General features: G+C 59.5%; 30 protein-coding genes. 12 read left to right on the top strand and 18 right to left on the bottom strand.

From position 1 onward, the window contains the following. Nucleotides 1-60 precede the first annotated feature (60 nt). On the bottom strand, nucleotides 61-1,239 hold the full coding sequence (locus MAFF_RS34845) for a M24 family metallopeptidase (RefSeq protein ID WP_010915725.1): 1,179 nt from the start codon (nucleotides 1,237-1,239) through the stop codon (nucleotides 61-63). A gap of 217 nt (nucleotides 1,240-1,456) precedes the next feature. Between MAFF_RS34845 and MAFF_RS34840 the strand changes: the two genes are divergently transcribed. The 5 genes from MAFF_RS34840 to MAFF_RS34820 all read left to right on the top strand — a co-directional run bounded on the left by MAFF_RS34840 (nucleotide 1,457) and on the right by MAFF_RS34820 (nucleotide 6,365). Beyond that, nucleotides 1,457-2,623 (top strand): ROK family transcriptional regulator, encoded by a 1,167-nt coding sequence (locus MAFF_RS34840; protein ID WP_010915724.1) that lies wholly within the window; start codon nucleotides 1,457-1,459, stop codon nucleotides 2,621-2,623. Next, nucleotides 2,620-3,384, top strand: a complete 765-nt coding sequence (locus MAFF_RS34835; protein WP_010915723.1) for an ATP-binding cassette domain-containing protein — start codon at nucleotides 2,620-2,622, stop codon at nucleotides 3,382-3,384. Before MAFF_RS34840 ends, MAFF_RS34835 begins: the two co-directional genes overlap by 4 nt. Before the next feature lie 39 nt (nucleotides 3,385-3,423). Then, entirely contained in the window at nucleotides 3,424-4,464 is a 1,041-nt protein-coding gene (locus tag MAFF_RS34830) for a sugar ABC transporter substrate-binding protein (protein WP_010915722.1), read from the top strand. Nucleotides 4,465-4,585: 121 nt separating this feature from the next. Beyond that, complete coding sequence (locus MAFF_RS34825) at nucleotides 4,586-5,581, top strand: ABC transporter permease (protein ID WP_032929994.1); 996 nt, start codon at nucleotides 4,586-4,588, stop codon at nucleotides 5,579-5,581. Between the two features lie 13 nt (nucleotides 5,582-5,594). Continuing rightward, on the top strand, nucleotides 5,595-6,365 hold the full coding sequence (locus tag MAFF_RS34820) for an SDR family NAD(P)-dependent oxidoreductase (protein ID WP_010915720.1): 771 nt from the start codon (nucleotides 5,595-5,597) through the stop codon (nucleotides 6,363-6,365). Between the two features lie 225 nt (nucleotides 6,366-6,590). On the opposite strand, the gene MAFF_RS34815 is transcribed toward MAFF_RS34820, so the two are convergent. Further along, on the bottom strand, nucleotides 6,591-7,127 hold the full coding sequence (locus MAFF_RS34815) for an inorganic diphosphatase (RefSeq protein WP_010915719.1): 537 nt from the start codon (nucleotides 7,125-7,127) through the stop codon (nucleotides 6,591-6,593). On the opposite strand from MAFF_RS34815, the gene MAFF_RS39615 reads away from it, so the two are divergent. After that, complete coding sequence (locus MAFF_RS39615) at nucleotides 7,126-7,467, top strand: hypothetical protein (protein ID WP_010915718.1); 342 nt, start codon at nucleotides 7,126-7,128, stop codon at nucleotides 7,465-7,467. The genes MAFF_RS34815 and MAFF_RS39615 overlap by 2 nt on opposite strands. A 147-nt stretch (nucleotides 7,468-7,614) precedes the next feature. On the opposite strand, the gene MAFF_RS34805 is transcribed toward MAFF_RS39615, so the two are convergent. The 5 genes from MAFF_RS34805 to MAFF_RS40355 all read right to left on the bottom strand — a co-directional run bounded on the left by MAFF_RS34805 (nucleotide 7,615) and on the right by MAFF_RS40355 (nucleotide 11,924). Next, the gene (locus MAFF_RS34805) at nucleotides 7,615-7,818 is read right to left on the bottom strand and encodes a hypothetical protein (RefSeq protein WP_010915717.1); all 204 of its coding nucleotides are present in this window, start codon (nucleotides 7,816-7,818) and stop codon (nucleotides 7,615-7,617) included. A gap of 508 nt (nucleotides 7,819-8,326) precedes the next feature. Then, complete coding sequence (locus tag MAFF_RS34800; protein WP_044550326.1) at nucleotides 8,327-8,917, bottom strand: hypothetical protein; 591 nt, start codon at nucleotides 8,915-8,917, stop codon at nucleotides 8,327-8,329. Between the two features lie 82 nt (nucleotides 8,918-8,999). Then, complete coding sequence (locus MAFF_RS34795) at nucleotides 9,000-9,377, bottom strand: hypothetical protein (RefSeq protein ID WP_010915716.1); 378 nt, start codon at nucleotides 9,375-9,377, stop codon at nucleotides 9,000-9,002. A gap of 1,022 nt (nucleotides 9,378-10,399) precedes the next feature. Beyond that, entirely contained in the window at nucleotides 10,400-10,786 is a 387-nt protein-coding gene (locus MAFF_RS38630) for an ArsR/SmtB family transcription factor (RefSeq protein ID WP_010915715.1), read from the bottom strand. An 889-nt stretch (nucleotides 10,787-11,675) separates the two neighbouring features. Further along, a complete protein-coding gene (locus MAFF_RS40355; RefSeq protein WP_044550320.1) occupies nucleotides 11,676-11,924 on the bottom strand; it encodes a hypothetical protein in 249 nt (82 codons plus the stop codon). 115 nt (nucleotides 11,925-12,039) lie between these two features. Between MAFF_RS40355 and MAFF_RS34780 the strand changes: the two genes are divergently transcribed. After that, the gene (locus MAFF_RS34780) at nucleotides 12,040-13,101 is read left to right on the top strand and encodes a glycosyltransferase (protein ID WP_010915714.1); all 1,062 of its coding nucleotides are present in this window, start codon (nucleotides 12,040-12,042) and stop codon (nucleotides 13,099-13,101) included. Here the strand turns inward: MAFF_RS34780 and MAFF_RS34775 are convergent. Both MAFF_RS34775 and MAFF_RS34770 read right to left on the bottom strand, forming a co-directional pair. Continuing rightward, nucleotides 13,098-13,505 (bottom strand): GtrA family protein, encoded by a 408-nt coding sequence (locus MAFF_RS34775; RefSeq protein ID WP_044550317.1) that lies wholly within the window; start codon nucleotides 13,503-13,505, stop codon nucleotides 13,098-13,100. The two genes, MAFF_RS34780 and MAFF_RS34775, sit on opposite strands and share 4 nt — an antisense overlap. Continuing rightward, nucleotides 13,502-14,245, bottom strand: coding sequence for a class I SAM-dependent methyltransferase (locus MAFF_RS34770; RefSeq protein WP_010915712.1), 744 nt, complete (start codon nucleotides 14,243-14,245; stop codon nucleotides 13,502-13,504). Before MAFF_RS34770 ends, MAFF_RS34775 begins: the two co-directional genes overlap by 4 nt. Nucleotides 14,246-14,316: 71 nt before the next feature. On the opposite strand from MAFF_RS34770, the gene MAFF_RS34765 reads away from it, so the two are divergent. After that, nucleotides 14,317-15,909, top strand: a complete 1,593-nt coding sequence (locus MAFF_RS34765; RefSeq protein ID WP_157866142.1) for a hypothetical protein — start codon at nucleotides 14,317-14,319, stop codon at nucleotides 15,907-15,909. 107 nt (nucleotides 15,910-16,016) lie between these two features. On the opposite strand, the gene MAFF_RS34760 is transcribed toward MAFF_RS34765, so the two are convergent. After that, the gene (locus tag MAFF_RS34760) at nucleotides 16,017-16,949 is read right to left on the bottom strand and encodes an NAD-dependent epimerase/dehydratase family protein (RefSeq protein WP_010915710.1); all 933 of its coding nucleotides are present in this window, start codon (nucleotides 16,947-16,949) and stop codon (nucleotides 16,017-16,019) included. On the opposite strand from MAFF_RS34760, the gene MAFF_RS39840 reads away from it, so the two are divergent. Continuing rightward, nucleotides 16,909-17,094 carry a hypothetical protein gene (locus tag MAFF_RS39840; protein WP_162034346.1) on the top strand — a complete coding sequence of 62 codons (186 nt, stop codon included), beginning with the start codon at nucleotides 16,909-16,911 and terminating at the stop codon, nucleotides 17,092-17,094. The genes MAFF_RS34760 and MAFF_RS39840 overlap by 41 nt on opposite strands. A gap of 209 nt (nucleotides 17,095-17,303) precedes the next feature. Here MAFF_RS39840 and MAFF_RS34755 read toward each other — a convergent pair whose 3' ends face one another. From MAFF_RS34755 to MAFF_RS34745, 4 genes are read right to left on the bottom strand one after another with little or no spacing between them, the layout of a single operon-like run. Further along, nucleotides 17,304-17,708 carry a DUF1515 family protein gene (locus MAFF_RS34755; protein ID WP_010915709.1) on the bottom strand — a complete coding sequence of 135 codons (405 nt, stop codon included), beginning with the start codon at nucleotides 17,706-17,708 and terminating at the stop codon, nucleotides 17,304-17,306. Between the two features lie 10 nt (nucleotides 17,709-17,718). Beyond that, on the bottom strand, nucleotides 17,719-17,844 hold the full coding sequence (locus MAFF_RS41225) for a hypothetical protein (protein WP_010915708.1): 126 nt from the start codon (nucleotides 17,842-17,844) through the stop codon (nucleotides 17,719-17,721). A 28-nt stretch (nucleotides 17,845-17,872) separates the two neighbouring features. Then, on the bottom strand, nucleotides 17,873-18,166 hold the full coding sequence (locus MAFF_RS34750; protein WP_010915707.1) for a hypothetical protein: 294 nt from the start codon (nucleotides 18,164-18,166) through the stop codon (nucleotides 17,873-17,875). Beyond that, nucleotides 18,163-19,014: a glycoside hydrolase family 108 protein gene (locus tag MAFF_RS34745; protein ID WP_010915706.1), complete on the bottom strand. Its 852-nt coding sequence runs from the start codon at nucleotides 19,012-19,014 to the stop codon at nucleotides 18,163-18,165. The genes MAFF_RS34750 and MAFF_RS34745 overlap by 4 nt, the downstream gene beginning before the upstream one ends. A gap of 194 nt (nucleotides 19,015-19,208) precedes the next feature. On the opposite strand from MAFF_RS34745, the gene MAFF_RS34740 reads away from it, so the two are divergent. After that, nucleotides 19,209-19,580 (top strand): hypothetical protein, encoded by a 372-nt coding sequence (locus tag MAFF_RS34740; protein WP_044550314.1) that lies wholly within the window; start codon nucleotides 19,209-19,211, stop codon nucleotides 19,578-19,580. Nucleotides 19,581-19,728: 148 nt separating this feature from the next. Beyond that, nucleotides 19,729-20,031 (top strand): hypothetical protein, encoded by a 303-nt coding sequence (locus MAFF_RS34735; RefSeq protein WP_157866141.1) that lies wholly within the window; start codon nucleotides 19,729-19,731, stop codon nucleotides 20,029-20,031. A gap of 76 nt (nucleotides 20,032-20,107) precedes the next feature. On the opposite strand, the gene MAFF_RS34730 is transcribed toward MAFF_RS34735, so the two are convergent. From MAFF_RS34730 to MAFF_RS34720, 3 genes are read right to left on the bottom strand one after another with little or no spacing between them, the layout of a single operon-like run. Continuing rightward, nucleotides 20,108-22,228 (bottom strand): SGNH/GDSL hydrolase family protein, encoded by a 2,121-nt coding sequence (locus tag MAFF_RS34730; protein ID WP_010915704.1) that lies wholly within the window; start codon nucleotides 22,226-22,228, stop codon nucleotides 20,108-20,110. Nucleotides 22,229-22,242: 14 nt separating this feature from the next. Then, on the bottom strand, nucleotides 22,243-24,525 hold the full coding sequence (locus MAFF_RS34725) for a hypothetical protein (protein WP_010915703.1): 2,283 nt from the start codon (nucleotides 24,523-24,525) through the stop codon (nucleotides 22,243-22,245). Next, entirely contained in the window at nucleotides 24,510-24,917 is a 408-nt protein-coding gene (locus MAFF_RS34720; protein WP_010915702.1) for a DUF6950 family protein, read from the bottom strand. The genes MAFF_RS34725 and MAFF_RS34720 overlap by 16 nt, the downstream gene beginning before the upstream one ends. Nucleotides 24,918-24,951: 34 nt before the next feature. Here MAFF_RS34720 and MAFF_RS34715 point away from each other — a divergent pair, with 34 nt between their 5' ends. Continuing rightward, the gene (locus MAFF_RS34715; protein WP_157866139.1) at nucleotides 24,952-25,143 is read left to right on the top strand and encodes a helix-turn-helix domain-containing protein; all 192 of its coding nucleotides are present in this window, start codon (nucleotides 24,952-24,954) and stop codon (nucleotides 25,141-25,143) included. Here MAFF_RS34715 and MAFF_RS34710 read toward each other — a convergent pair. Then, the gene (locus tag MAFF_RS34710) at nucleotides 25,137-25,769 is read right to left on the bottom strand and encodes a hypothetical protein (RefSeq protein WP_010915700.1); all 633 of its coding nucleotides are present in this window, start codon (nucleotides 25,767-25,769) and stop codon (nucleotides 25,137-25,139) included. The two genes, MAFF_RS34715 and MAFF_RS34710, sit on opposite strands and share 7 nt — an antisense overlap. Nucleotides 25,770-25,772 lie beyond the last annotated feature (3 nt).

Here is a 25,772-nt window from a genome sequence, read left to right as displayed (position 1 = left end):
TTGCACGAGCCGACCTTTGCACCGCCTTGATCAGTCGGAGTTTTGCGGCTGGCCGTCCCCTCAGGATATGACATGGATCTCTCGCGGGAACCTGGTCAGGGTCTCATGGCCGGTTTCGGTCACCAAAATGGTCTCGCTGATCTCGATGCCCCAGCCATCCATCCACATGCCGAGGATGGAATGGACGACATTGCCGGGTTGAAGCACCGTCTTGTCGCCCGGCCTGAGGCTGATCGTGTGTTCGCCCCAATCCGGCGGATAGGCGACGCCGATGGAATAGCCGATGCGCGACTCCTTCTTCAGTCCGTAACGCTGGATGACCTTGCGCCATGCAGCCTCGACCGCTTCGGCGGTCGTTCTCGGCCTCACCGCATCGAGCACTGCGTCCATGCCCTCGATCACCGCCTTTGCCGTGTCCGCGACACGCGTTGGCGTCTTGCCGAGCTGCATGGTTCTTGCCAACCCGGCGGCGTAGCGGCGGCAGACACCGGCGAGTTCCAGCGCAATCGTCTCGTTCTCTCCAAACCGCCGGTCGCTCCACATGATATGCGGGGCTGAAGCGTTCTCACCGCCGAGGATGGTCGGTGGGAGCGCCGTGATATCGCCGGCAAAGTCAGGGCTGCCGGCGATCTGCGCCGCCTGGATGGCGGCGATGGCATCGCATTCGCGCACCCCTGGCGCGATCACCTCGAAGGCCCGCGCCACGGCCGCCTCGGCCAGGGTCGACGCCTTGCGCAGATAGGCGATTTCTGGTGCCGACTTGACCGCTCGGATCCAATTCACCAGCAGATCGGCGTCGTGCCATTTCGCGTTGGGAAGGCCGGCGACGAGGCGGGCGTGCCCCTTTGGCGAGAAATAATAGGCTTCGAGCTCGATGCCGATATGCCTGTTCCCCCACCCCTTGGCGACGATCCAGCGCGCGATCCAGTCCATGGGATGGCGATCGGCACGCTGGACGTGGTCCTCCGGAAAGCCAACGACATTCTCGGGCTTCATCCAGGCCGTCAGCAGTCCACCGGCCGCATCCATGGCGCGGCCGATCCAGACCGGCTCGACCTCCTCCAAGGGGACCAGCACCACCTGGGGCGTGTAGAATGACCAGCCATCATAGCCGGTGACGTAGTGCTGGTTGGCAACGTCGTTGACGACAAGGAGTTCGAGACCGCGCTTCGCCATCTCGGCGCGGATGTTGCGAAGCCGCTCCTGGTACTCGTCACGGGCAAACGGCAATTCGATCATCTTTGCTCCATGCTTTTTTCAACGATTGCGGGCCTCGCCCACCATTGAAGCGGTTTCGCCATAGCGGCAATCGGCCAAGGGCGGCAGGTGAACAGGTCCTAAGCCCGGTACGGCTTGCGGCCGTCCTAGGTGGGATGTCGCTCTCGATCTATTTTTGAATTCCATTTGACTGAATAAATCTTTGGTGCGAACCTTGCGTCAACCGAGGGCGCAAGTCATGGCATTGCGGGGGACCAATCAGGAGTTCGGGCGGCCGTACAACCGGCGCATCGTGCTAGAGTCCATCCGCCTGCATGGACCGATCGCCCGCGGCGAGATCGCCAGCCGTGTCGGGCTGACCGTCCAGACCGTCTCCACCATCGTTCGCGAATTGGAGGAGCAGGGCTACATCCTTTCGGTGCGTGAAGAACCCAGGGGGCGCGGCCTGCCGCCGGCGACGCTGCGCATCAATCCCGAGGGCGGCTATGCCGTCGGCATCCACATCACCCCGCTCGGCATCAATGCCGCTTTGATCAATCTGAGCGGCGACGTGATCGAGAGCACCTACCGAGAAGCCCCGAACGCAACGCCCGACCATGCCTTCGAGATGATCGGCGCGATGGTGATTGAATTGACCGGATTGCGAGCCGGCGGTCGGGTGCTTGGGGTCGGCCTGGCCCTGCCCGGACCGTTCGGAGTCGAATCCATGAGTTTCGTCGGCCCGACCACCATGACCGGCTGGCAGGATGTGGCGCTGCGCGAGCGGCTGGCGGCCTCGACCGGACTGCCTGCCTTCTTCGAGACCGACATGGCGGCCGCCGCCATGGGCGAGCGGCTCTACGGCCTCGGCGCCCAATTTTCCGAGTACTACTATCTCTATTTCGGTGTCGGCCTTGGCGGCGTCATGGTTCATGAGGGCAGCGTGCAGCGCGGCGCTTGGGGCAATGCCGGCGAGGTCGGGCACATCCCTGTCGTTCCCGGCGGCGAGGCCTGCCCCTGCGGGAACCGGGGTTGTCTTGAAAGATACCTCTCGCTCGAGGCGCTCCGGCGCTGGAACGGCACGGAGGCCGACTGGGTCGCGGAAGTCGCGCCGATCTTTCACAATGCCGTCGCTGTCATCGAAAACCTGTTCGACCCTGAAACGGTCATCCTCGGCGGGCTGGCGTCCACCGACCTGCTCGAACGGCTGGCTGGTTCGACCGGCGGCCTGCACAACTCCGTCTCGGCGCGCAAGGACCGCATCGCGCCCCGGCTGATGGTCGCGCGCGGCGGGCAACATTCGGTGTTGCGCGGCGCCGCCGCCCTTGCGGTTTCGGGAGTGCTGTCGCCGCGCTTCGGCCAGATGTTCGCCGCCGAGCGCGAACGCGGCCGCGATCTTCTGACGGCCAAGGAGATTGCGGCATGAGCGAACCGCTGCTGGTGCTTGACAACGTCACCAAGAATTACGGCGCGATCGAAGCGCTGAAGGGGATCAGCTTCTCCATCGGCAAGGGCGAAGTGGTGGCGTTGCTCGGCGACAACGGCGCCGGCAAATCAACGCTGGTCAAGATCATCGCAGGCGGGTTGGAGCCGACTTCCGGCCGCATGCTGTTCGAGGGCAGGGAGTTCCTGGCGAGATCGCCGGCCGAAGCCAAGGCGGCGGGCATCGAAACGGTCTACCAGGACCTGTCGCTCTGCACCAATGTCGACGTGGTGGCCAATTTCTTCATGGGCCGCGAGATCACCAGGAAGGTGTTCGGCATTCCCGTGCTCGACGAGCGCGCCATGGAAGCCGTCGTTGGCAAGGCGCTGGCCAGTGCCGGTACCCGTATTCCTTCGCTGCGCACCAATGTCGAACATCTTTCGGGCGGCCAGCGGCAAGCCATCGAGCTCAACCGCTTCGTGCATTGGGGCGGCAAGCTGGTGCTGCTCGACGAACCGTTCGCGGCGCTGGGCGTCGAGCAGACGCGGCGCGGTCTCGACATGATCCGCCAGGTGGCGAGCCAGGGCATCGGCGTCGTCATCATCACCCACATCATGCAGCAGGCTTTTCAGGTCGCCGACCGGATCGTGGTGATCCGGCAGGGCGTCGTGGCCGGCGATGTCGCACGCAACAAAACAAGTCCCGATGCGGTGATCAACATGATCACCGGGGAGACGCTCGCCGGTGCCGGACCGGCGGGCTGAGGGACACAAGAGGGGTCCGGCTCAACAGGAGCGAACGACATGAAGCGAATACTTCTTGCTGTCTTCGGTATCCTGGCACTGGCCGTTGCCACGCTCACGCCGGCATTCGCCCAGTCCAAGGGGACCGTCTACTATCTGGTGCCGACATTGCTCGATGAATTCCAGACCGGTTCGGTCACCGCGCTGGAGCTGTTCCTGAAGCAGGTCGGCTACGACATAAAGACGCTGAACGCCGACAACAAGACCGACGCGCAGCAGTCGCAGATGAACGACGTCATCGCGCTGAAGCCGGCGGCGATCATCCTGGCGGCGGTCGATTTCAATGCGCTGAAGCCGTCGATCGAGGCGGCGCGCGCCGCCGGCATCCCGGTGGTCGAGTTCGACCGCCAGATCACCTCGACGCCTTCCGACTTCACCTCGGTGGCGGGCACCGTCGAGATCGGCCACATCGCCGCCGATCAGGCGGAAAAGCTGCTGAAAGCCAAGAACGGGTCGGTGAAGGGCAAGGTGCTGCAGGTGCTGGGTGACCCCGGCGATCCCTACACGCTCGACATCCAGAAAGGTTTCGAGGAGAAGATGAAGGCGTTCCCGGATGTCAAGATCATCTCGCTGCCGGCCATGCAGTGGGAAGCCAGCAATGCCGGCACCATCGTTGCCGACCAGATGCTGGCAAACCCCGACATCGACCTGATCTTCAGCCATGCCGCGCATCTGTCGGTCGCCGCCGTCGCCTCGCTCGAGGCCGCCGGCAAGAAGCCGGGCGATGTCATGCTGATGAGCTCGAACGGCGCTCCGGTCGGCCTCGACCTGATCCGCAAGGGCTGGCTCAACGTCGAAGTCGAACAGCCGCTCTACGCGCAGGCCGCGGCCGTCGCCATGTTCATGGACAAGGTCGTCAAGAAGCAGGAGATCAAGCCCGGCGACTATGACGTGCTCGGCCTGAAATCGACCGTGACCAAGGAAGCCTGGGGTCCGAACATCAAGATCCCGGGTGCGGCCATCACCAAGGAAAACGTCGACAATCCGGCCTTCTGGGGCAACCAGAAGCCGCCAACGGACACCGTCAAGTCAGTCGAATAGGCACACCGCATAAGCCGCTCCGGGCCACTCTGGTCCGGAGCCACTCCTCCGCAATTCCAATCCGCGCAAGATCGTCACCGAAAATCGCGTTTTCGGGGTCATGCGCCAACCGGATCAGCCCATGAACCCCCGCACCCGCCAAACCCTGGAGTTCGTCCTCGACAACCTCGTCTGGTTCATGCTGGTCTTCGTGCTGGTGGTCTTTTCCATCTTCATCCCGAACTATTTCCAGCTCGGCATCTTCGCCAACATCATCGAGGCATCGAGCGTGCTCGGCGTCATGTCGATCGGCCTGGCGCTGGTCATCATCGCCGGCCACATGGACCTGTCGGTCGAATCCGTCGCCGCACTCAGCGCCATGGCGGTCGGTATCCTGTTCTGCTCGTCGGGCATCGGCCTTGGCGTTCAACTGCATCCGGAATGGCTGATGGTCCCGGTGTCGCTGCTGCTGGCGCTGACCGTGGGCGGCCTGATCGGAGCCTTCAACGGGTTTCTGGTCGTCAGGGTCAAGATGAGCGCCTTCATCATCACGCTGGCGTCCTACATCTGGGTGCGCGGCCTGGTGCTGGTCATTTCGGGCGGCCGTTCGGCGCAGGATTTGGCACCGGCGATCCGCTGGTTCGGCATCCAGCGGCTGATCGGCCTGCCGCTCACCGCCTGGATCGCCATCGCCTGTTTCGTCGTCTTCTCGCTGATCATGGCCAAGACGCCGTTTGGGCGGCACCTGGTGATGATCGGCGGCAACGAGACGGCGACCTTCCGCGCCGGCATCCGGGTGAACCGCAATCTCATCATCGCTTTCGTGCTTGCCGGCGCCATTGCCGGCCTTGCCGGCTGGCTGCTGGCGATCCGCACCTCGGGCGCCACCGCCAATCTCGGCGTCGGCCTGTTGTTCAACGCCTTTGCCGCGGTCGTCATCGGCGGCGTCAGTCTGAAGGGCGGCGTCGGCACCCTGCCCGGCGTCTATGCCGGCGTGCTCCTGCTCTCGGCCATCAACACGGCGATCAATCTGATGGGGCTGCCGGCCAATTTCACCCAGGTCATCCACGGCCTGCTGGTGCTTGCGGCCGTGCTCCTCGACGCCTTCAAGCAAACCATTCGCCAAAGACTGGCATGACAGGACGGCTCGCATGACCGGACGATTGAAAGACAAGGTGGCGCTGATCATCGGCAGCGCGCGCGGCATCGGCAAGGGCATCGCATTGCGCTTTGCCGAAGAAGGCGCACGGCTGGTTCTGGCCGACAGCGAGGCCGAGGCCGGGCAAGCGACCGCGGATGAGCTCGGTGTCCCTTTCATCGGCACCGACATCTCGCAAATGCGCGACGCCGAGGCCTCGGTGGCACTGGCGCTGAAGCGTCACGGCCGGCTCGACATCATCGTGCAGAATGCCGGCATCTATCCCTGGCAATTGATCGAGAACACCAGCACCGACGACTGGGATCGCGTCATGGCCGTCAATCTGCGCGGCACCTTCAATGCCACCCGCGCAGCCCTGGTGCCGATGAAGGCGCAGCGCTCCGGACGCATGCTCTACACCTCCTCCATCACCGGACCGCATGTCACGAGCCCCGGCCACGGCCATTATTCGGCGACAAAGGCAGGCATCAACGGCTTCATCCGGGCAGCGGCGCTGGAGTTCTCCGGCTACGGCATCACCGTCAACGGTGTCGAACCCGGCAACATCCTGACCGAAGCCATCCAGCAGCATCGCGGTGCCGCCTACATCAAGAACATGGAGGATTCCATCCCGCTCGGCCGGCTCGGCAGCCCGCGCGACGTCGCCAATGCCTTCCTTTTCCTGGCCTCGGACGACGCCGGCTATATCACCGGGACGACCATTGTCGTCGACGGCGGGCAATTGCTGCCCGAGGGCAATGATTTTCGGATGGTGCCGCCTTGATCGCCCAAGTCTTTCGCACGGCGCAGGAGCGATCCGGCCGGCAGAGGCGTCAGGAAGCTCGCCCCTCTGCGGCCTGCAACCCCTGACCAACGAAAAACCCGCCACGGGAGCGACCCGCGGCGGGCTTTTGGAGTGGCTACATCCCGGAGGAATCGACCGCTTGCAATTGTATTGTGAACCGCGTGACCGTGTTAGCCTATGGTGTGATCGCGGAAGACAAGGCCATCACTTGCGATTGCGCCGAAAAGCCCTCGCGCCCTTGCCAAGCGACTTGGCGGCCTCGTCGGCGTCCTGCCAGCCTTTCAGCTTGATCGTCTTGCCCGTGCCCAGCACGGAGGACAAAAAGAACTGCTCGATCTCCTGGCGCAAATCCCGCGGCAAATGGTCGGCGGCCATGGGCTTGTCCGGCGCATCCTCCTTGCGCGGGCAGAAAATATAACGATCGTTGCGGATGACCGTCCCATCGGGGTCTTTCTGCTTCACCCGCAATGCACCGAGCAGATCGCATTTGATCACCACGCCGGGTGCTGTGGCGGCCTGGTGGATCACCATCCCGTCGAGCGGATCACCATCCTCCCCGACGGTGGAGGGTACAAACCCCCAGTCATAAGGGTATGTGTTGCCGATCGGCAGCGGTCTTGAATATTGAAAGACGCCCGTCTTGGGGTCGTAGGCGAGCTTGGCGGCTGCTCCTCGCGGCGTTTCGACGACAACGCGAAACAGGTTCTCAGACTTCGCAGGGAGTTTCAGAAAGTTTGTCATGGCTCATGCATCCAGTGCCCAGATCACAGTAGCACGCGTGAACAGGCAAAAGGTTCCCGCATGGCCAACCGACGAACGGAACCTGGCGCCGATACAAAAGTTCAACACTGGCGTGGAAAGGGAGAGTGTGATGGCCAAGGTTTCGCCGCATACGCTCAAAGGTATCGGCTATGTGGTCTCGACGGTAAGCGTCATATTGCTGGCGGTGGTCAGCTGGAAAAGTGCCTCGCAAGACCCGGTGCTTGCGGCATGCCTGTTTGGTGGCGCCGCGACATCGATCGCGGGCATGTGCTGCCGCTGGACATCCTATGCTGTCGAAAAGCGGCAGAACAAAATGTAGCGCGCCGGTCTTGTTCAGTCGATCTTGCGCGCAGCGTTGAACGTGGGTTGCACGCCCCGCAAACAAGCGCGCTAAAATGGCTCATGCAGGCGCGCCGATACGCAAACAGCATCCGGGCACGGGCTATGCAGCCGGGCTTGGCCATCCTCACTCCATAACGATACCAAGCACCGCCGCCTTCTTCGTGACGAGGGCTTTCAGATCCGCGTCAGAACGGTCAGTCCCCGTTTTTTGACGAAGCACTTCGATAAATTCGGCCATCGATAGAAAGGCAGGGTCGTCATGCTCCGTGAGCATCGTTTCGACCGCCTTGGCCACGTCGACGGTATCCGGTCCAACTGTCGTCTTCATTTGCCACCTCCGCGCAAGGTCGCCTTAGCGGTCAAGAAACTTTGAAGCCCTGCTAACGTTCCCATCGGCGAAATCGCAACCTGCGAAAAGCCTGCGGAGAATGGCTCGTCCGCGTGGTCGACGGCGACGAGGAACTAACCCGATCGTTCGATCTGGAGTCTTTCGCCCTCGCCTTCGCAGAAGACCAGCGGATACGCTTGGGGCTTGCCGACTTCAAACGGATCTAGGTTCAATGCTCGGAAGCATCAGGCGCCCATCGTCCTGCCTCCCGGAAGGACCAAATCGCATTTTCAAGACGACGTGGGATGGTGGGCGATGACGGGCTCGAACCGCCGACATCTTCGGTGTAAACGAGCGTTCGAACCGCAGAAACCTCGCATTTCCGGGCTTTTTTATGCCGTTTGCGCCCGGATATTCCTGCCGAAACCGGGCGCTTGCGAGGGTTATCTGGGCGCTTTCTGGGCGCGCACATATAGGAATTTTACCGAGCTCCCGGAGAGCCCGGCCGTTAACCCAGAAACTGCTTGCGTGCGTCCTCCACCAACGTGGAAAGAGTGCGCAAGTAATGCGCAATCAGTGCCTTGGCATCCACGCCTCTTACCTCCGGCGGAGCCTCTCTGAACACATTGACGATCTTCACGAGTTCAGCGGGAAGGCTGACGGGGTAAAAGTCCTCCTGCCCATCCGGGAATCGTACTTTCCACCCGCTCGCCCCGCCATATTCGCTATGTCCCACTATGAACCCGACCGCGTAGGGTGGCGCCGGCCGCGGTATGTCGCCTGCTGAAAAACTCGAGACACGGAGTGCCGTACTTGTGTGCTGACCAACTTGTTTTTCAATCTTGTTTCGCAATTCGATAAAGAACCGCATCACAGGATCGTCCTTCATCTTGGTCTTGTGAGGTTCATACCACGCGTCAAAGCTCTCAACGTCATTGCGCATGTTTTGCAATGATAGTGTGACCATGCGTCCGAACACTACTGCATTCATCAGACCGGATTGGTAGCGTGTGGGCTGTTCATCCATGTCCTTTAAGCCGAAATAGGCTGCCTTCAGCCTAGCTTGGGCTCCCGAAATTGCTTCGTGAGCTGTAGCCATGTCTCTTCCCTCGCCACGTCAAAAAGATCAGCGTACTTAGACATGCACGGTGCGGCAAGGGAGGTTCATTTTGGAACGTGGCCTATCGGGGCAAATCCGCCCCTGCGACGCGGCGCGCGTAGGCGACCTCGACGCCGACTACTTCCTCATCCTTGGTGGCGACCGTGCCACGAGCGCCACCGTCGTAGCATGTCCAAAACCAGGTGCCTGCCGAGGGTCCATGCTGTTCCTTCATGATGCGCCCGACACCTGTGTCGCCGAAGCTTGCAGCGAAATCGTAATGAGCTGTCTGTCCACCGATGACGGTCCGATCCCATGTGAGCCGGACGCGGGCACCCCTGGCATGGACGAAGTTGAAGGCCTCGACCTTGCTGTCGAAGGTCTCGATCGCGTGGTTGTTCTCCACAACCTGCCAGCCGCGCCGATAGGCGGATCGGACTGTGAGGCGTTCGCTATCCACGAAACCGTTCCGTGTACAAGGTGATTTTGCCGTCGACCTTCATCGGCTTGTGGATCATGAGGCGCTTGGGCAAGTGCTCAGGACGACACGATCACAAAGCCCACGAGAGGAGAAGCAAACCAAGGGCAACAGGCAGGATCGCCGCCAAGGCGCCCTCGATCATCAGCAATTCGTTATGTTTGAACACGTGGAACCTCGCCATCCTGGATTTTGGGTACAATTTCCAACTCTCCAGACAGTTCCCGTCCTCCAGCGTTTGGCTTGAAGTAGGACCTAAGTCCGCTCACTGTCGGCCATAAGTCCCGCCCTGGAACATATTCCGACCTTTTTACTTGAATCGGGCCGGTGGGGCGCGCCGGGTCGGGAGGATCACGAAATGGCTTTAAACGACGAACTGTGCGACGTGTTGATGGAATTCAACTGCCCGGCCTGTTCACAACCTATCGTCAGATTCGGTTCCTGGCTCCGCACAATTGGAAGCTTCAGATGCGTCGGGTGCAACGCGATGGTGCGCATAGGCTACGAAGAGAAGCTGTCTATCTTTGCGAGCTACCTGAAAGGCCGGCAAAAGCCTGGCAGCGGCAGGGCGCCAGAACGCCGACCCCATCGGCTAATTCCTGCGGCATGACGAAGCTATCAGACCTTGGCCCGCCTATCCCCGGGAAGCGCCATGGCACCGAACCGACCCTGGAGGAAGACAACTTCTATCCCTGCCCGATCTGCGGTCAGATGGTCGACCAGCGGGATTTGCGCCAGGTTCTCTGGCACGAAGAGCCTGGGCATAAACCGCTGGACCCTGAAGACGGCGCGACAATCATTGTGTTCCCGGGTGTACGAAAATAACGACCGGTTGCGAGGTGGAAAGTATCAACTCAGCGGCCAGCCACAAGCCGGCGCCCATGAAAAACAGGACCACAAACGCGAATAGCACCAGCCGCAGACGCGGCGAGATGATTGATGCGGTGGGACCTGTCGTAACAGCAGAGATCTGGTCTGTTTCAGGGAAGGTTTTGAGGTCTTCTTCATTTTCGTGGTGCTTTGGGAAGCTTCGAATCCTCGGCCAGATCATCAAAAAGCAAGACTACAGCCTTCGCCGCTTCTGATTTGCAGGAATAGTAGCGCCTAGCTCCATCTGCGCACGATTCCACGATCCCTTCCTCTGTTAGAATCGCGAGATGCTGTGATGAGGCCGAAGGGGAGAGACCAATCAGCGCGGCCAATTCCCCCACCGGTTTTTCGCCGTCGATCAAATGGACGACGACCAAGAAACGGTTGCGGTTGCCGAGAACGGCGAGCCATCGTGCCACCTCAGCCGCTTTGTTGCGGAAGCTGAGGGGTTTCGCTCGTTTGCGTCGCGATGCAGAATTGGCCTTAATTTCTGCTAGCCGCTGTCTGACGTAGGATTCCATCGTCGCCCTTGTGCACAGGAAAAGCCCGCCACTGACGAAGCAGTGACGGGCTCTTGTTTGTCCGCTCGGTCGAGGGGTCTTCCGAGCAGATAATGAACCTCGTGGGCGCTAATTGGTTCCAGACAGCTGGGGGACAAAAGCGGCAGAATCGTGAGGCATGGCTTCTTCGTCATCCTGTCTGCCTATGCCCCAGCCGATCACAGCAAGCAACACCAGCCTAAAAGCATCCCAAGGACAGGCTTCCCTATTGCCGCGGGTGCTCTCATGTTGGCGCCTCACCAGCCCTAGTGGCCCGCGACACCTTGGGGATGCGCGGGCCGACCAAGATTTGGGTCTTTGGTCAGCGGCAGACTGCTGAAGAGCCGGCCGCCTCTAGTCAAATAAGCGGTAAAGACCGATGTTCCACCCTCATACGAAAAAAGCCCGCCGCCTTTCGGTAGCGGGCAACTAATACGGAGTAGTACAGTGGGCCCGCCTCAATGGCGGAAGAAGCGGGCCCGGCCAAGGATGCGGGTCTTGGCCAGCAGCGTTATGCTGCCGTCACAGGAACAAGCCGTTGAATATCAGGTTCCGCTTATACGTAGAAAAGGCCCGCTGTCCCTTGGGGAGAGCAGCGGGCAAGTCGGGGGCTGGGATCAACCAGCCTAGGTCAAACGAGCGGCAGAAGTGGAGGTCACTTGGACCGTGGGCCGCGTGCGCCGCAGTTGCTTGATCTCCTTCGTTTCCTGGATGGTTTAGCACAGGCAGATTCGACAACAAATTAGAAAGAGTGCATATTTTCCGTATGAGGGGGAACTTCATGCGCTTTCATCTTAGGACATTGAGTTTGTCTGTCGTATTTTTGACGGGGTGCTCGGCCGACTACTTGAACCATTACGATGGCGTCACTTTAGCTGCTGGAGACGCTAACCACACCAACATGCTTTTGCAGACGGTCGATCCGTTCAGTCCGAACAGTCAGAACACTCACATAGAGGGCGATGGCGCCCGCGCTGTCGCCGTTGTCAACAGCTACCGGCGCGTAAGCTCTCGCAGTGGAGGCGATCTGGACTGCGCTGGCGGCAAAGGGAACAATCCGGTTGTTGTCGGCCCCGTAAAGATCACCGGCGCCGATCCCAACGGATTGGATCGCGATCATGACGGGATCGGGTGCGAGAAATAGGAGAAGGCCAGTCCAATTCCGGTGTTTAGGAGATTTCCTCCTATGACCCTGATGAACTTAAGGCTATCACGGTCGCCCTCGACGTCGAAGAATGGGAAAAATTGTGATCGCTACGCCGATATCTGTGTCGTTTGTTGTCCCGGTCTATTCCGGCCAGAAATATCTTCGGAGCCTCGTGGCAGAAATCGAGTCCCTTGGCGCTCAATGGAGTGCCTCCAATGCTCCGTTTGAAATCAGGGAGATCTGCCTGGTCGACGACAATGCTATCGACGGATCCGGAGAGCTGATCGACACCCTTGCTGCCGAAAATCCGCTGGTGCGTGCTTTTCATCTGTCGCGAAATTTCGGCCAACACCCGGCTACAATAGCGGGTATCATACGATCGAGTGGGGACTGGATCGTCACGCTCGATGAAGACCTTCAGCATCCACCAAGTTCGGTAAACGAACTTTTCCGAATGGTCGCAGAGCGTGGAAGCGACATCGTGTATGCGAACGCGGAAAGTGCCGTTCATCAGAGCCTGATACGGGACCTTGGGTCGAGGGGATATAAAGCCTTCGTTGAAAGAGCCAGCGGCAATCCGAACATCCGAATGTTCAACAGTTTTCGATTATTGCGAGGGGAGATCGCCAGGGCTGCCGCTGCCGCGTGTGGCCACGATACATATTTCGATATGGCACTCTCGTGGTTCACACAGCGCGTCGATATTGTTTCGATGCGCCTAAAGGACGAGCGGTTCATTCAAGGTAAGGTCAGCGGGTACCGATTCAGCAAATTAGTCTCCCATGCCAGACGCATGATTATGTCGGCTGGAGCAAAACCTCTCCGCCTCGCCGGCTTTTTTGGGGTCTTATTCAGCGCCGCCGCACTCGTTGGCGGTGCGGCCCTGGTATTGGTTCACTTCATCTTCCCAGCTGCTGTGGAGGCGAAGGGATGGACCTCCCTCATCCTGGCCATCGTCCTCTTCGGCGGCTTGACAATGATGCTCATCGCTGTCGTGCTGGAATTTCTCTCGGTATTGGTACTTCGGGCACATGGAAAGCCGCTATTTTTCCTCATCGATCGGTCGTCAGATGAGGCCATAGAGCGCTATTTTTCAAACCCGGAAAAAGTAGCAAAAGCCCAGGTGCGGTTGCCTACACAAAGAGTCTAGCGGTCCTCGGATTTTTGGCGCGGTACCGCAAAAACCCAAAGCTGAAATAAGAGGAAGTTTAGCATAGGGATAAGGACGCTGATGATTGCAAATGTCAGCCATCCCGAGAAATGGCCGGATCGTGACAGGTTCGTTACGACAAAAATGATCGTTATGTTTGTGGTTTGCACGACGCAGAATCTGAGCCATTCGACACCGAGCCGACCTTTTGAGAGGAAGGTTAGCTTGCGATGGCCAATGAACGAAACCGGCATAAGGGCTCCGTAGGCGGCGTACGCCGCAATCGTTTCGCTGACACCAATTTTTACAAGGATGTTGGCCAGCGCGAAATACATGGCCGTGTTGAAGAACCCCACCATGGCGAAAGTCGAGATCCGCCTGGCTCTCTCGAATGCAATGTTCAACGGCGGCCCGACGCGTAATATTGCGCCCCTAAGGGAACAAATCCCATCGCATCGTCTATCCGCCTCAAGGCGCCGTCTATCGACGGAACATTGAGGATATATTGCCCGCCGATATCGCGAAGGCCGGCATTTTCCAGGTGCCTCATGACCTGCCTTTTCGAGAGTAGAACAGCGTCTACATCAAAGGCGCAGTTGGAGACAATTCGCCTCGTCACAGGGTTGTAAGGATTATGTTCAAATATGACCACCATCCCACCTGGACGAGTGACACGGGCCAGTTCTTGAGCGAAGAGCTTCCACTTGGCTGGGGGGACATGATGCATGACGCATATTGCGTACGCCGCATCAAATTCGTTGTCCGGGAAGGGAAGAACGTTGCCGTCCGACACGGCATAGGCAACACCCGGGTTCCTTATCTCGGCCTCTGCGATGCATTCGGAAGAAGGATCGACCCCTGTTAAACGGCCGACCTTTCCACTCAAGAGGCCGTGGTAGTTTCCTATTCCACAGCCTACGTCGAGGACGGACAGCCCACCCGGCGCACCGACTTCTCTTGTCAGGATATCGATCAGCCGAACCGCTTTCGCGCGCGTGAAGAAGTCGACGTCGAGGCCAGAAAACGAGATCGCGCTGTTGACCGTGTCTGCGTAGGTATTCCTGTAGGCATCGAACTCGCTGCCGGCCATTTCCAAACCTTTTTTTGTCACGTCCCGGCCGATCCGCCCGACCTGTGTCGGCATTGTCCAGCAGGCTATCCGACTAGGGCATGCACCTGGCGTGCGCAATAGGAAACGATACTTATGCAACGGTGATGTCGCGTTCAACCTGCCAAGGCAAAAAAGTCGAGCAGCGCCTTTCGGTGCTGCAGTCAATCGTCTACAAGCGCCACCAAAGCTTGGATTGGGACGTGCGGTTACAAGGCGAGATGGAACACGAAATGCAGCATAGTCTGACCAGTAAGATGGCGTATGGCTTCACCATCACATTGATCGCCTTGTCGATTATTTCCTTTTTTCTCCTTACGCCCCTCGGGCATTGGCAGGCCGATGAGTTTCACTTCGGATACGTCTACAGGACTGACGGCGTAAATGCGCTGCTTCAGGAGCTTACAGGTTGGGCGCCGCGGCCGTTCTCCGAGCTGATCTCCTACCTCTATCACCACACGGTTGAGGTAACTGGGAAAAGGCACATCGGCGCCCTGCTGATCACGCACTGGTTAGCGATGATAGCGGCGGCGCTGGGTCCAATACTTTTTCAAAGAACATCCTCTGACAGAACCGTCCCCCTGTTGCTCGCGTCGGCACTCGTGCTGTTGAGCGTTGTCGGTCGGGATAATTCAGAGGTCTTCTACTGGGTTCAAGCCGCGCTGCCAAACATGCCAACTCTCGCTGCCGTTTTCTTTGTAGCGTCGGTGTTCTTGTTCACCGACCGCCCCATTTACCAAAAAGCTTGGCTGGCCGTCGGCGCACTCATAATTGGCGCTCTTTCTTCCGAGATTGGTGCGACATTTGCCTGGATAATGAGCTTCCTCATGATTTCGTACTGGGCCTTATATAGGCGTCGTTTTATTCCAGTAACCGGCTCGGTGGCAGCGATATTCGTCCCTGCATTGATCGTTTCCGGGCTCGTTTTCTATTATTTGATGATGGGAAGGTTGAGCATGTCTGCCGAAGCCTCGGCAGGGTCCGCGACGGCAAGGGTTTTCTCCAGCTCGGTGCTTGCGACAGTGAAGCAGTTCGTAGTCGATTCCTTATTTTATGGAAATAACGTTGTCAGCTCTCTTGGCCAGAGATCTCATAACAAGCTTATTTACATTGGGATATTGCCTAAGTTAGCGTTCCTTACGTGTTCTTTCCTTTATTTTAGAACGCTTCGTGCCGCTCCTGGCGATCGGATGTTGGCCGCCGTCTTGTTTCTTTCGTCTGCCGGCGCCGCATTTTTTGTGCTGTTCATCACCTACTACCAGTTCGGTGGTGGATGTTGCAGTCGGCATGCAACAATGGAGCAGGCTTTACTGTGGGTAGCGATCCTCGCCGCTGGGAGATTTCTGGCAACTTTTTTTAGCTTCAGTCCGGCCACCAACGCGAGGTATCGGGCAATATGTGTGGCCGCATTGCTCTCGGTCGTGCCGTCCATATTGCTGACGGCTCGGCCGCTGGCCATTAACTACTCCAGATTCGTCGAGATCAGGACGAAAAATGATTACATATGGGATCATCGGTTCGACGCCGGTTCAACCATCGTCCTGAAAAAATACCAGCCTGGCGAAATCACCGGCGGGGGTGAGCTTTATTTCCAGGAGGGTCTGTACGAGAAAGGGGATCGCAAGCTGCCATCAGCGTGGGCTGCCGACCTTTTCATGAAATACTTTGGGAAAGACAAACTGAAGGTGGATGGCAGCTGACGTTCGCCGTATACCTGCCGCAAGCGACCGCTTCAGTTGCCCAGTGGCGCGCCTAGCAAACGCCGATGATTCCGTAGCCCTCGTTGGCCGGTGTCACATCAGGAGATTCACGGCCTAGCATAAAATTCTCGCTGCCAGGATAGGGTGTAATCAATCCCGTCGGGGAACGATGTCGCCGGCCTCCACCCCAGTTCCTTTTCGGCGCGCTCGATGGACAGGACGTTGGATGGTACATCAAATGGTCTTGATGGCTCACGTTTGATCATGGCCCTCTTGCCTAACGATGTTTCAATCGCATGGATGACGTCGAGGATCGATTGACCATTGCCGCCTCCGCCGACATTAAAAGTGCGCTTGGCGCCGTTGTAGTTGATGAGCCGGGCGACGAAATTGGCGACATCCTCGACATAAACATAGTCGCGGCGAGCGCTGCCATCGCCGTAAACAGTGACTTGCCGATCGCTCTGAATCAGGTGCCCGGCAAACGCAACCAGACCCTGATTGTGCGCCTCAACCTGCCATGGACCGAATGGATTGGCCAACCGCACAATGAAACTGTTGAGGCCGTATTTGCGCTCGTACAATCGAACGTAGTGCTCAATCATTAGTTTCGAAACACCGTAGGCCCCAACGGGGTTGGTAGGACTATCTTCCCTAATGGGAATCTCGTCGACCTCTCCGTAGACAGTCCCTCCCGAGGAGAAATAGATTATTCGCTTTACTCCAGACCTGACGCAGGCATCGAGCAGCTCGACTGAGGGAATGACGCTGTCGCGAATATCGGCTGCCATGTCCGCATCCGCAGTCGATGGCCAAGTGGAATGGACAAGGTGGATTACGGTGTCGTGACTTTGCAGAGCCTTCGTCACCGCCAAATTGTCTCTGAAGTCTCCTTCGAACCAAGCGATTTCACGTGGCAGTGGTGCAATACCTTTTCGGCGCCCAAAGGCAGTCACCGACAGACCCTCAGCGCTCAGGCGCCGGCATATATTCGAGCCGATGAAGCCGCCGCCGCCAAGGACCAGACATTTTGCAACCATTACGCTCGATCTCGCTGCGAAAATTGCCAGCTACTCCATTGACCCGGAAAAGTACAGCGGACGCTTCAAAAGCGTCATTCGTAGCGCGGCGCAGCGCGATAACAAAATAAAGGCCGACCGGAGCGAGCACTGTCCGGCGGATTAGTCAACACTAAACAAACAATGCCTCATCGCTCATGAAATTGGCGAAGGAACTTAATGCATTTATACTGCGGCTACTTTCGCAGACGTCACGCAACAGTCTCATGGTGGCTCGGCTCCGAAATGCAGGCAATGCGCACTGCCAAGTGACACAGCTAAGGACCGTTCAAGTGGCGGCGGAAGAGCAGCGACCGACGGAGCGAGCTACCTTTCTCATCCGCCGCGCAGCACCCGCCAGATGTCGCCCCAATAGGCGGTAACGAGCGACGCAAGGGCAGCGGCGGCCATGCCGGTGACGCCGAGTGCACCAAGCCCCATGAGCTTCCAGCGCGTCACCTCGGCCGTCACTTCCTTAACGCTGGTCATGTCGGCATTGAGCTTGCTGACCGCGCTTTCGGTGGCGGTCACGCGATCGACCAGTTCGTCGGTCTTTTGATACATTTTCGCACGACTGGAGGCGGCGCGCTGTTCCGATTGCTCGTAGCTCAGCGCGGCTCGCGCATCGCTGTCCTTGATATCACGCCGGATCTCGGTGATGTCGCGCTGCATGTCCTGCGTGGCTTGCAGCAGGCCGCCGATCATCATCTCAAGGCTCTTCGTTCCCGACGTCGGCATCATCCCTGCCCTGCTATGATTTCAGTTCGGCGCGGCGCGCGGTGCTGGCCTTGGTGTGGAGATCGCATTCTGCGCGGGTGTAGAGCTTCACGGCGCAACCTGGCGCTACGGTGCGGTCGATCTTGTTCTGATCGGCCACCGTCTTGCCCTGCGCTCCCGGAAGGCTGCTACCGAGGGCCGAGCGTAGCGGCGTTACACCGCTGACGTCCGAAGTCGTACACGCCGCCAGCGTCAATGCACTCGTCGAGAGACATACGAGCGTCGATGCCCTTGCGTATCGCATCCTGATTTCCCTTCTCGATCTTGGCACGGGCCTCGTCGGCGCCCTTGTGTTTTATCAATTCGTAGACCGCGAGCGCTGCGCCCGAGGCCATCAAGGCGATGACCGCCCACAGGATGATGCCGCCGGCCAAGCGCGAGACGCTGAGCCGGCCGACAAGCAATGTGATGAGGAAGCTCATGCCGGCGCCGTCCCGAGCGCGGCGGCGAGGTGCTTGGCCTTGCGGTTGGCGTACCAGCGATAACCGAGCCCGCCGATCGCCAGCACCGCGCTTGCGAGTGCCACGACCACGACCACCTTGCCGATCCACTCGCTGGTGTAAGACAGCGGCGACAGCTGGTTCTGCAGATCATAGAGGTAACCAGACAGACCGAGGCCACCGGTGCCGGCGCCAGTTGCCAAGTCCGCCGGCGCGGTCGACGGTGCGGCGTTGGCATCATCGACAAAGGCTTTCGCTTGGCCGCCGTCGACGAAGTTAGCCGCCTGTGGCACCTGACCGGTTGCCCATGCCTGGCCGATTGCTCGGACTTCAGCAACGCGAGCCGTCCAGCCCCGGCCGAAGGTTCCGAACGTGCTGAGGTGCTTCAGGAAGGCCATGCGGGCGCTACAAATGCGGTCGATCAGCGCGTCGTTGTTCTTGTCCGCCTTCAGCGCCGCAAGCGTGCCCATGCCGAGGACGCCGTCAATGCGGCCGGTATAGGCAGGCCGTAACGCCTGCTGAAGCCACATGATCGAGCGACCGGGACCGGAATTCACCGCGCCGTCAAAAACCACGTAGTCGACGCCGGCCGGCAACGCGTCGCCCTGCACCGCGTCCCAATACTGACGATCATAGATTTCATTCAATTCGGCGGTGGTGATGCTTTTGACTGAGCGGGTGGCAAGGCCTTTGCCCTTCCGAAAGCCGTCATAGACGCGTTGCGTGACGCCCTTCATCGTCGGGCCACCAGGGTCGTTGGGATGGTTCGAATAGCCGCCCTCATGCGCAAGCACGCGAGCAAGCGATTCCCTTTCACGGGAAACAGCCATGATATGTTCCTTTCAGATGATGATTGGTTATGATCAGCGCCGGAGGGCGCACAGATGGCTAGCTACACAGTCGAATGGATGCGAGAAGGCAAAGCCGTGAAGCGCGCCGAGGTGCAGGCCGGCAGTGATGTCGAAGCCGCTAAAACCAGGGGACAGGTGAAGGATGGTCTAGGCCGGGAGCCGATATCTGGCGAATGGATTCGAGTTACGCATTTTGCCAGCGGCAGGACGAGTTGGTTTTCTTGTTGACCAAATTGCACGGCTACTACTATGGCTTTCAAGAACCCGCTTTGCTACGAGTGGCCAAAATGGAGATAGATAGTATGGATTTACTCGGGCACCCGATGAACGATGGCCACTTGCCTTTTAGCACCGATGAAGACCGCGCCGCATTGGTGGGTCGTAGTATTCGCTATGTGTGCGCGTCTGACATCTCTGACATGGGCGGCAAGCCCCACCTTCTCCCGCAAGTAGGCGTAGTGAAAGCGGCGGATCATTCCGGCATTGTGCTGGACAGCGGCGTCCGGTTGCTCGCCGAGGATATCAAGCTCATATCCGCCGCCTAGGTGAGAGCATCGGCAAACGCCTAACAATTAATTCTGACATCGCCCAGACTACGAACGCCGCCATTTTGGCAGTGGATCTCCGAGTGATGCGCGAGGCGCTGCGGAACGCGCGCACCAAATCGAACGGACTCGGATGGACTTTAAAGCCATGTTCAGCCTGACCGAAACAGAACAGCCTGTTGCCCGTTTTGCCGGCGCGCTGGCTTTTTTGGTCATTGTGGGATCGCTCCTGCGGGTTTTGGGCGAGACCGACATCAAGGACGGTAAATGGCATTTCTACACGCCGTCTGATCGCGTCGTGCTAAGTGACGGCACAGAGGTTGCCGGACGTCCCATCATGAGTCTATGGAACGGCATCGCTTGGGAGTACCGGACGATGACCCAAGATGAGAAATTCGCCTTCAACGATTTTGTCGGTGGCCCACCGATGCCTACACCATCTTGGCCTTGAGCTTAGCGGCCGACGGCCCAAGGCTCTTTCCCGCAATGCGCCGCGGTGCCCACGCGGCAAGGATTAAACGCGCTCGTCACTCCCAGTGCGCGTCAGAGAGGCGGACGAACTTGTTGGTGGTATCGACCCCGTACACCCGGACGTCGCCAGTAGCCAGGATCTCCACCCACGTCTGGTTAGCCTGCCCCGCCGTGGCCACTTTTGAGCCGACCGCGGCTAGCTGGATATTTCGCGCCGGGCGCATGTAGGTCGGCAGGGTCATAACCACCGTAGCGTCTGCGAGAGGGCCAGCATTCGCCTGGATCACTCCGTCAAGGTGCTTATAGCCGCGCTCATCAATCCAAAAGACCGCCGCAGGAGACGAAGCTGTCCAACTGTTTGCGTACCAGGAAGCCGGGACGGCCGACGTTAAAAGGCTAGGATATTTCTTCGTCCTTGCCGGCGTTGCGAGCCCAAAGGCGGCTCTTGCGCACGCCTGAGCTATCTTGGTGCGGGCAGTGCGCCCCTCGTGGATGTTGTCAAAGACGTTGGTGTCGACGCGACTCCCACTCCACGACGAAGCCCAAGTCAGATACTGCGCAAGAGTGGGACCGCATATCTTTCCGGCGTCCACAAGGGCAACCTTGCTTCCCGCGTCCCGGTACGTGGCGACGACGCGTCGGATGATCTCTCGATACGCAGGGACAGCTGCGCCGTTGACTGAAGCCTGGCCCTGATTGACAAATCCTGTGACCGCATAACCGTCGGCTCTGGTATAGAATGCTGGCGTTAGCAAAAGCGTTACGCGAGCCCCCAGGCTCAAAGCCTGGTTGAGCATCAAACCCAAGTTTGTGGCGAACGTGGTTTGCGATGTGAGACCTTGTGCATCGTTGGTGCCAAGGCCAATGAACACATCGGTGTAACCCGTCATGTCTAGAGCAAGGATGCGAGTAAGCTGCTGGGCCAAGGTCTCGCCAGCTACGGCGATGTTCCTTGTGTATTCCCACTGCACGCCCATTGAGCCCTGCATGATGCGCGCAATGTCGTCTGGCCACCCCTGGAAAACCGGGTCCATTTTGCTGTCGCCAACGAACAACGCGCGGATTGGGCGGGGCGCCAGGCGGCTGGGGTTTTTCACCTTCACCATGTTGAAAAAATGAGACGTGCCCGTCTGACCTGGCCCAAAAAACAGGCCTGGCCCGACATACAATGCAGGCGAAGGAAGGTCCCCTTCCGCGAACACCACGCCGTTTAGGCCAACCTGGTATTTCGTTGGCGTAATAAGGTCTATCGTGATCGACCCTTGGGCGAAGGTGTACGACGTCTCTGGCGTTATTCTCGCGCCGAAATCCGGAATATTGACCTCGGTGAAAATGCTTGGCGCCGTTAGCTTCTTGTGGATGGCACGCGAGTTGAGGGCCGCATAGACAGCATGGTAGCCGCCATCAAAAGCGATCACTGCAAACGGAACGTCATTGACGTTAGGACCAACCACCCATGAGTATTGACATGTGGCCTCGGGCACTACGCCGGCAAACATAAGAACGGAATTGTCTGCCGTCGCCCTGTTGATCTGAATGTCGTTGGTCGTCTTGGTGATGCCGGTTGATGTCGCCGAAGTCGTGTTGCCGTTCGGCCATGCGTATTTGAGCATGGTGACCGCCGCCCCGGACATGTCGACAACGGTCGGCTCATCATAGGCAACGTCGCCATCGGTGAGGAAATCCGCCTTTGCCACCGGTTCCGCATGGCGACGGTAGGTGACGTTGAGGGATGTGCTGATCGACGTAAGCCTACCCGCCCCTACAATGGTAATGGGGGGTCCGCCGGCAGCGACTTCCGCTGACGTCCTGTCATTGTAGACGTTCGGTCCATTGAAAGTCGGATTGCTCGTTGCGTCGATAGGGATGCCGGTGAAATCGCTCGTCGTCGCGAAGTAGAACACGCCTGTGTTCTGCCGAACCATGACAAGGGTTTCGCCATTCGTCAGCGCTGCCTTTGCCGCAGCCCAAGCAGCATCGTTGTCGGTGCCAGTATCAACGCCAGCCACGCCGTCATCGACAAACCCGAATTCAGTCGAGTAATGCACGGACTCACTGACAGTGCTGATCCGACCATTCAGATCATTGAAAGTATCGCGAAGATCTTGCTTCGGCGGCTGATACGGATTGCCGGCAGGGCCGTCAGCGAAAAGCGCGTTGAAGGGTACGACTGCCATGGATGCTTTCCTTTTTAAGTGACGACTTTGGGGCCGGTGGCGACGCTTGTGGTGCTCTCGACGCCGGATGCGTTCGCCGAGCGCAGCCAATAGTAATAGGTGCCGGCCGCGCGCCCGGTGTCCGTCCAGGCATCGGCGGATGACGGTGCGCCGTATTCGGTGCGAACGAGGGTTGCGGTGCCCTCATTGTTGACGGTGTTGCGCCTGATGTTGGTGGCGACGTAGTTGCCGGAATTCGGAGTGTTCCAGGTCAGTGCGACCTGGCCGACGCCGCCCGTGGCGACAACACTGGTGACCGCCCCGGGCGGCGTCGTATCGACCGTCGAGACCAGCGTCACGGTGCTAGTCCAGGTGCCGTAGCTATTGTCGGCACCGATATAGGCGGCCTGGACGTCGATCGAATTGTTGGCCGGCACCGGATTTGTGTTGAGGACGATCAGGCCAGCCGCCGGCGTCGCGCCAGGGAACTTCTGTTCCACCCAGGCACCGGGAACGCCACCGCCGACATCCGATATCCTATAGTGAACAACCGGCGTGACATCGATCCGGTTTGGATCGATCAGCGCGACGCGGATGTAAACGCTGCCGCCCCCGGAGACAGCCACTGCCGTGTCGATGATCGGGATCGGAATGCCATCCGAAACCGGCTTTGGCGGCACAGGCGGCGCCGATCCCTCATCGACGGCCGGGTCCCAGGAGTCGATATCGTCGGGCATCATCACGAAAGTCATCTGGAAGCCGCCGCGCGATACCGACAGGACGGACCGGCGGTTGTTGATCAGCTTGCCGTTGAGCGACGGCATCCGACGCGGCGTGTTCAGCCGAACCCACGGAGCGTAGATGGCATTGATGCCGGTGAACCTGACGTCGAGCGTGCCGCGCTTCTTGGCACGCGCGCGGGCGAACTCGCGCTTGCCCAGCCGGCGGGCCTGGCGCCATTGCTGGCACCAGATGTAATTGCCGTCCTGCGGCAACACGCGACCGGCCGCGACCTGCGCTGCGGTATCCTCGAAATAGTCGGTATCTGTCGTGGTATAATCCGTCGCCGGATAGGTGAATTTCGGGATGAACTGATTGACCTCTTCTTCCGGCAACACGTCATGCTGCACGGTGTGGCCGACGATGTCGGCATCGGTCAGCGTGGCGACGTATTTTTCGCGGAACTTGCCGGCGACGACAAGCAAGGCGCCATCGCCGCGCTCGCACATCCAGCCGTCGCACGTCGCCAAGATGGCGTTGGTGCCGCTTTTCGGATCATGCTCAGTGGTATCAAAGCCGCCGCACTCATAGCGCTTTTCCGTGCCGCCGGAAGCCCTTGGCACGTCCTCGTCGCAGATATCGGCTTCCTCCTGCCACATATCGAGCACGGGCAGCAGCGCCTTGCGGAAATCGCGCTTGGTGCCGAACGGATTGAAGCATTCGTGCCAGGCGAGATGGAGGATCGGATTGCGGGAGAACGCCCAGGTTGATGGGTCTTCCGGACTTTGCGACGGGTTGCGGAAATCCCAGACCAAGGCCATCTCGGCAACAACGGACAGCGCCGGCTTGCCATAGGGGAACGACTTCAGGAAATTGTCGGCCCCGGGGCCGACACAGAGCATGCCGATGGAGGCCTGTCCGTCGCCACGATGATTGTTCGTCCAGATGCCTTGGCCGCTTAAGATCGTAACAAAATCGGCGATCGGCGTCTCAGGCACCAGCCCAAGGGCGGGGTAGACAAAGACAAGATCTCTGTCGTCGTCGACGTAGCGACCGCCGCCGGGCGATTGAACGTGACCGCCGATGACGTCAACCTTGTCATCGTTCAGATAGAAGCCAGTGTAGGCATTGATGCGATGTCCGACGATGGCCTGCACCGAGAACATGCGGTTGTCGAGCGCTTCCCACAGCATCATCGCGCCGGCCAGCCTGGCCTCGCCAACACCCCAGAAGCGATAGGGGATCGGTTGCGTCAGCGGCGCACGGCCGTCCTCCGGTTTTGGCGGCTTCGGCGTCAGCAGATATTGCACGCCGGCGACGATCGCCGTGGTGACGATCGCCGACGCGATCGCAGCATAGGAGATGGTCGCGCCGAAGAGCGAGAAACCGCCGCTGCCGAGAATGGCGGTGAAGATCGGCGTGAAGATCGGGTCGCGGTGAACGGGCCAGCGATATTCGCCGCTCCAGCCTTGGGCGACAATCTCCTGCGTCGTCGCCGTCTCGAAGGCGCCGATGCCGGGATTGTAAGTGCCCTTGCGCGACGCCGTCGCCAGCGCCTGGCGCAGCGCATCGTCGAACGGGTTCACGCTATGCGCCATGCCACGCCAGTCCAATCTAGATGCTTGACCATGACGCCGCGCGCCGACATGACGGCCCAGAGCGGGCCGAAGCGGATGGCCGGTATTTCCTTCAGCATGGCGCGGGCGGCGTCGAATCCGGTCATGGCCAGGACCATGCCGATATCGCCGTCACGCGCTGTCTGGACGCGATGGAAGCCCAGAGCGGAGAGTTTCGCGCCGACAAGCCGTTCCGCGCCGCCAGAGGCGAGCAGGATGGCGGCAGCGGCATCAGCGTCGAAATAGGTGCCGCGCAATTCGGCACCCGGATCCTTACCCGTCGCGGCGATAACCCAGTCGGCCGCGAACAGCGTGCAGTCGGTGTAACCCCACTGCCACCGGTGCGGCAGGCGGATGTATTCTTCCAGCGTCATGCGCTATGCTTTCAGGTTGCCAAGGAGAAGCGAGATGTCGCTCAGGAAGGTGCAGCGGAACGCAGAAATCCTGTCGATGAAGGCGTCCGGCAAGAATGCGGTAGAGATTGCTCGAACGATCGGAGTGTCGCCCACTCGGGTCCGCACGATCTTGAAGTTTTACGATTTGCATCCAGAGATCAAGGCGTCCGACCTCAATCGCCCGCCTGAGCGCCGTAATCAGTAATTCGGCCAAGCCGGCGCGACGCCGCGCGCCAGGCGAGCGGTGCCGTCGCAGAATTTGTCGGTCGGATACATCGCCTTCTGGTGCGGGCCGGACCAGAGCACCAGCGAGGCCCGCGACCTGGTGTTGTTGCCCGATACCGTGGCAAGCGTGATCGTCGTCGTCGGGTTTTCGGTGCCGGACACCGCCGGGCTCGATTCCGTCGGATGCGATGCGGTTCCCGTCCAGAGCGCGATGATCGGGCTTGTCGGCTGGTAATAGTCGTCGAGCGTGGTGATGCCGATCTTCAGGTCCTTGCCGCGAACATCGGGCATGGTGTCGAGGACTTTGGCGGCGGTATCCGGATCGATGCCGGAGATGCCGAATTCGACACTGGAGCTCTGCCCGTTGACCAGCACCTCAAGCGTCGGGACGTTGAGCAGCCGGCCGCCGCCGAGATAGACCGTGCCGTTATCGTCGAGGCTGTCGAAGCCGGCCGGGATGTCGTTGACGCCGGCCCAGATATGCAGGCCGGGATCCGTATCCAGGCGAAAGAAGATGCCGAGCATATGGCTCGACGCCATCCGGTCGAGAACGGATTGCGGCACATATTGCAGGCTGTATGAGCCGAAAAGGTCCTGCCAGGCCATGGT

It is taken from the genome of Mesorhizobium japonicum MAFF 303099 (assembly GCF_000009625.1).
GTDB classification, from domain to species: Bacteria; Pseudomonadota; Alphaproteobacteria; order Rhizobiales; family Rhizobiaceae; genus Mesorhizobium; species Mesorhizobium japonicum.
The sequence above is the reverse complement of the archived record's forward strand: the minus strand, read 5'-3'. Positions and strand labels throughout refer to the sequence as shown.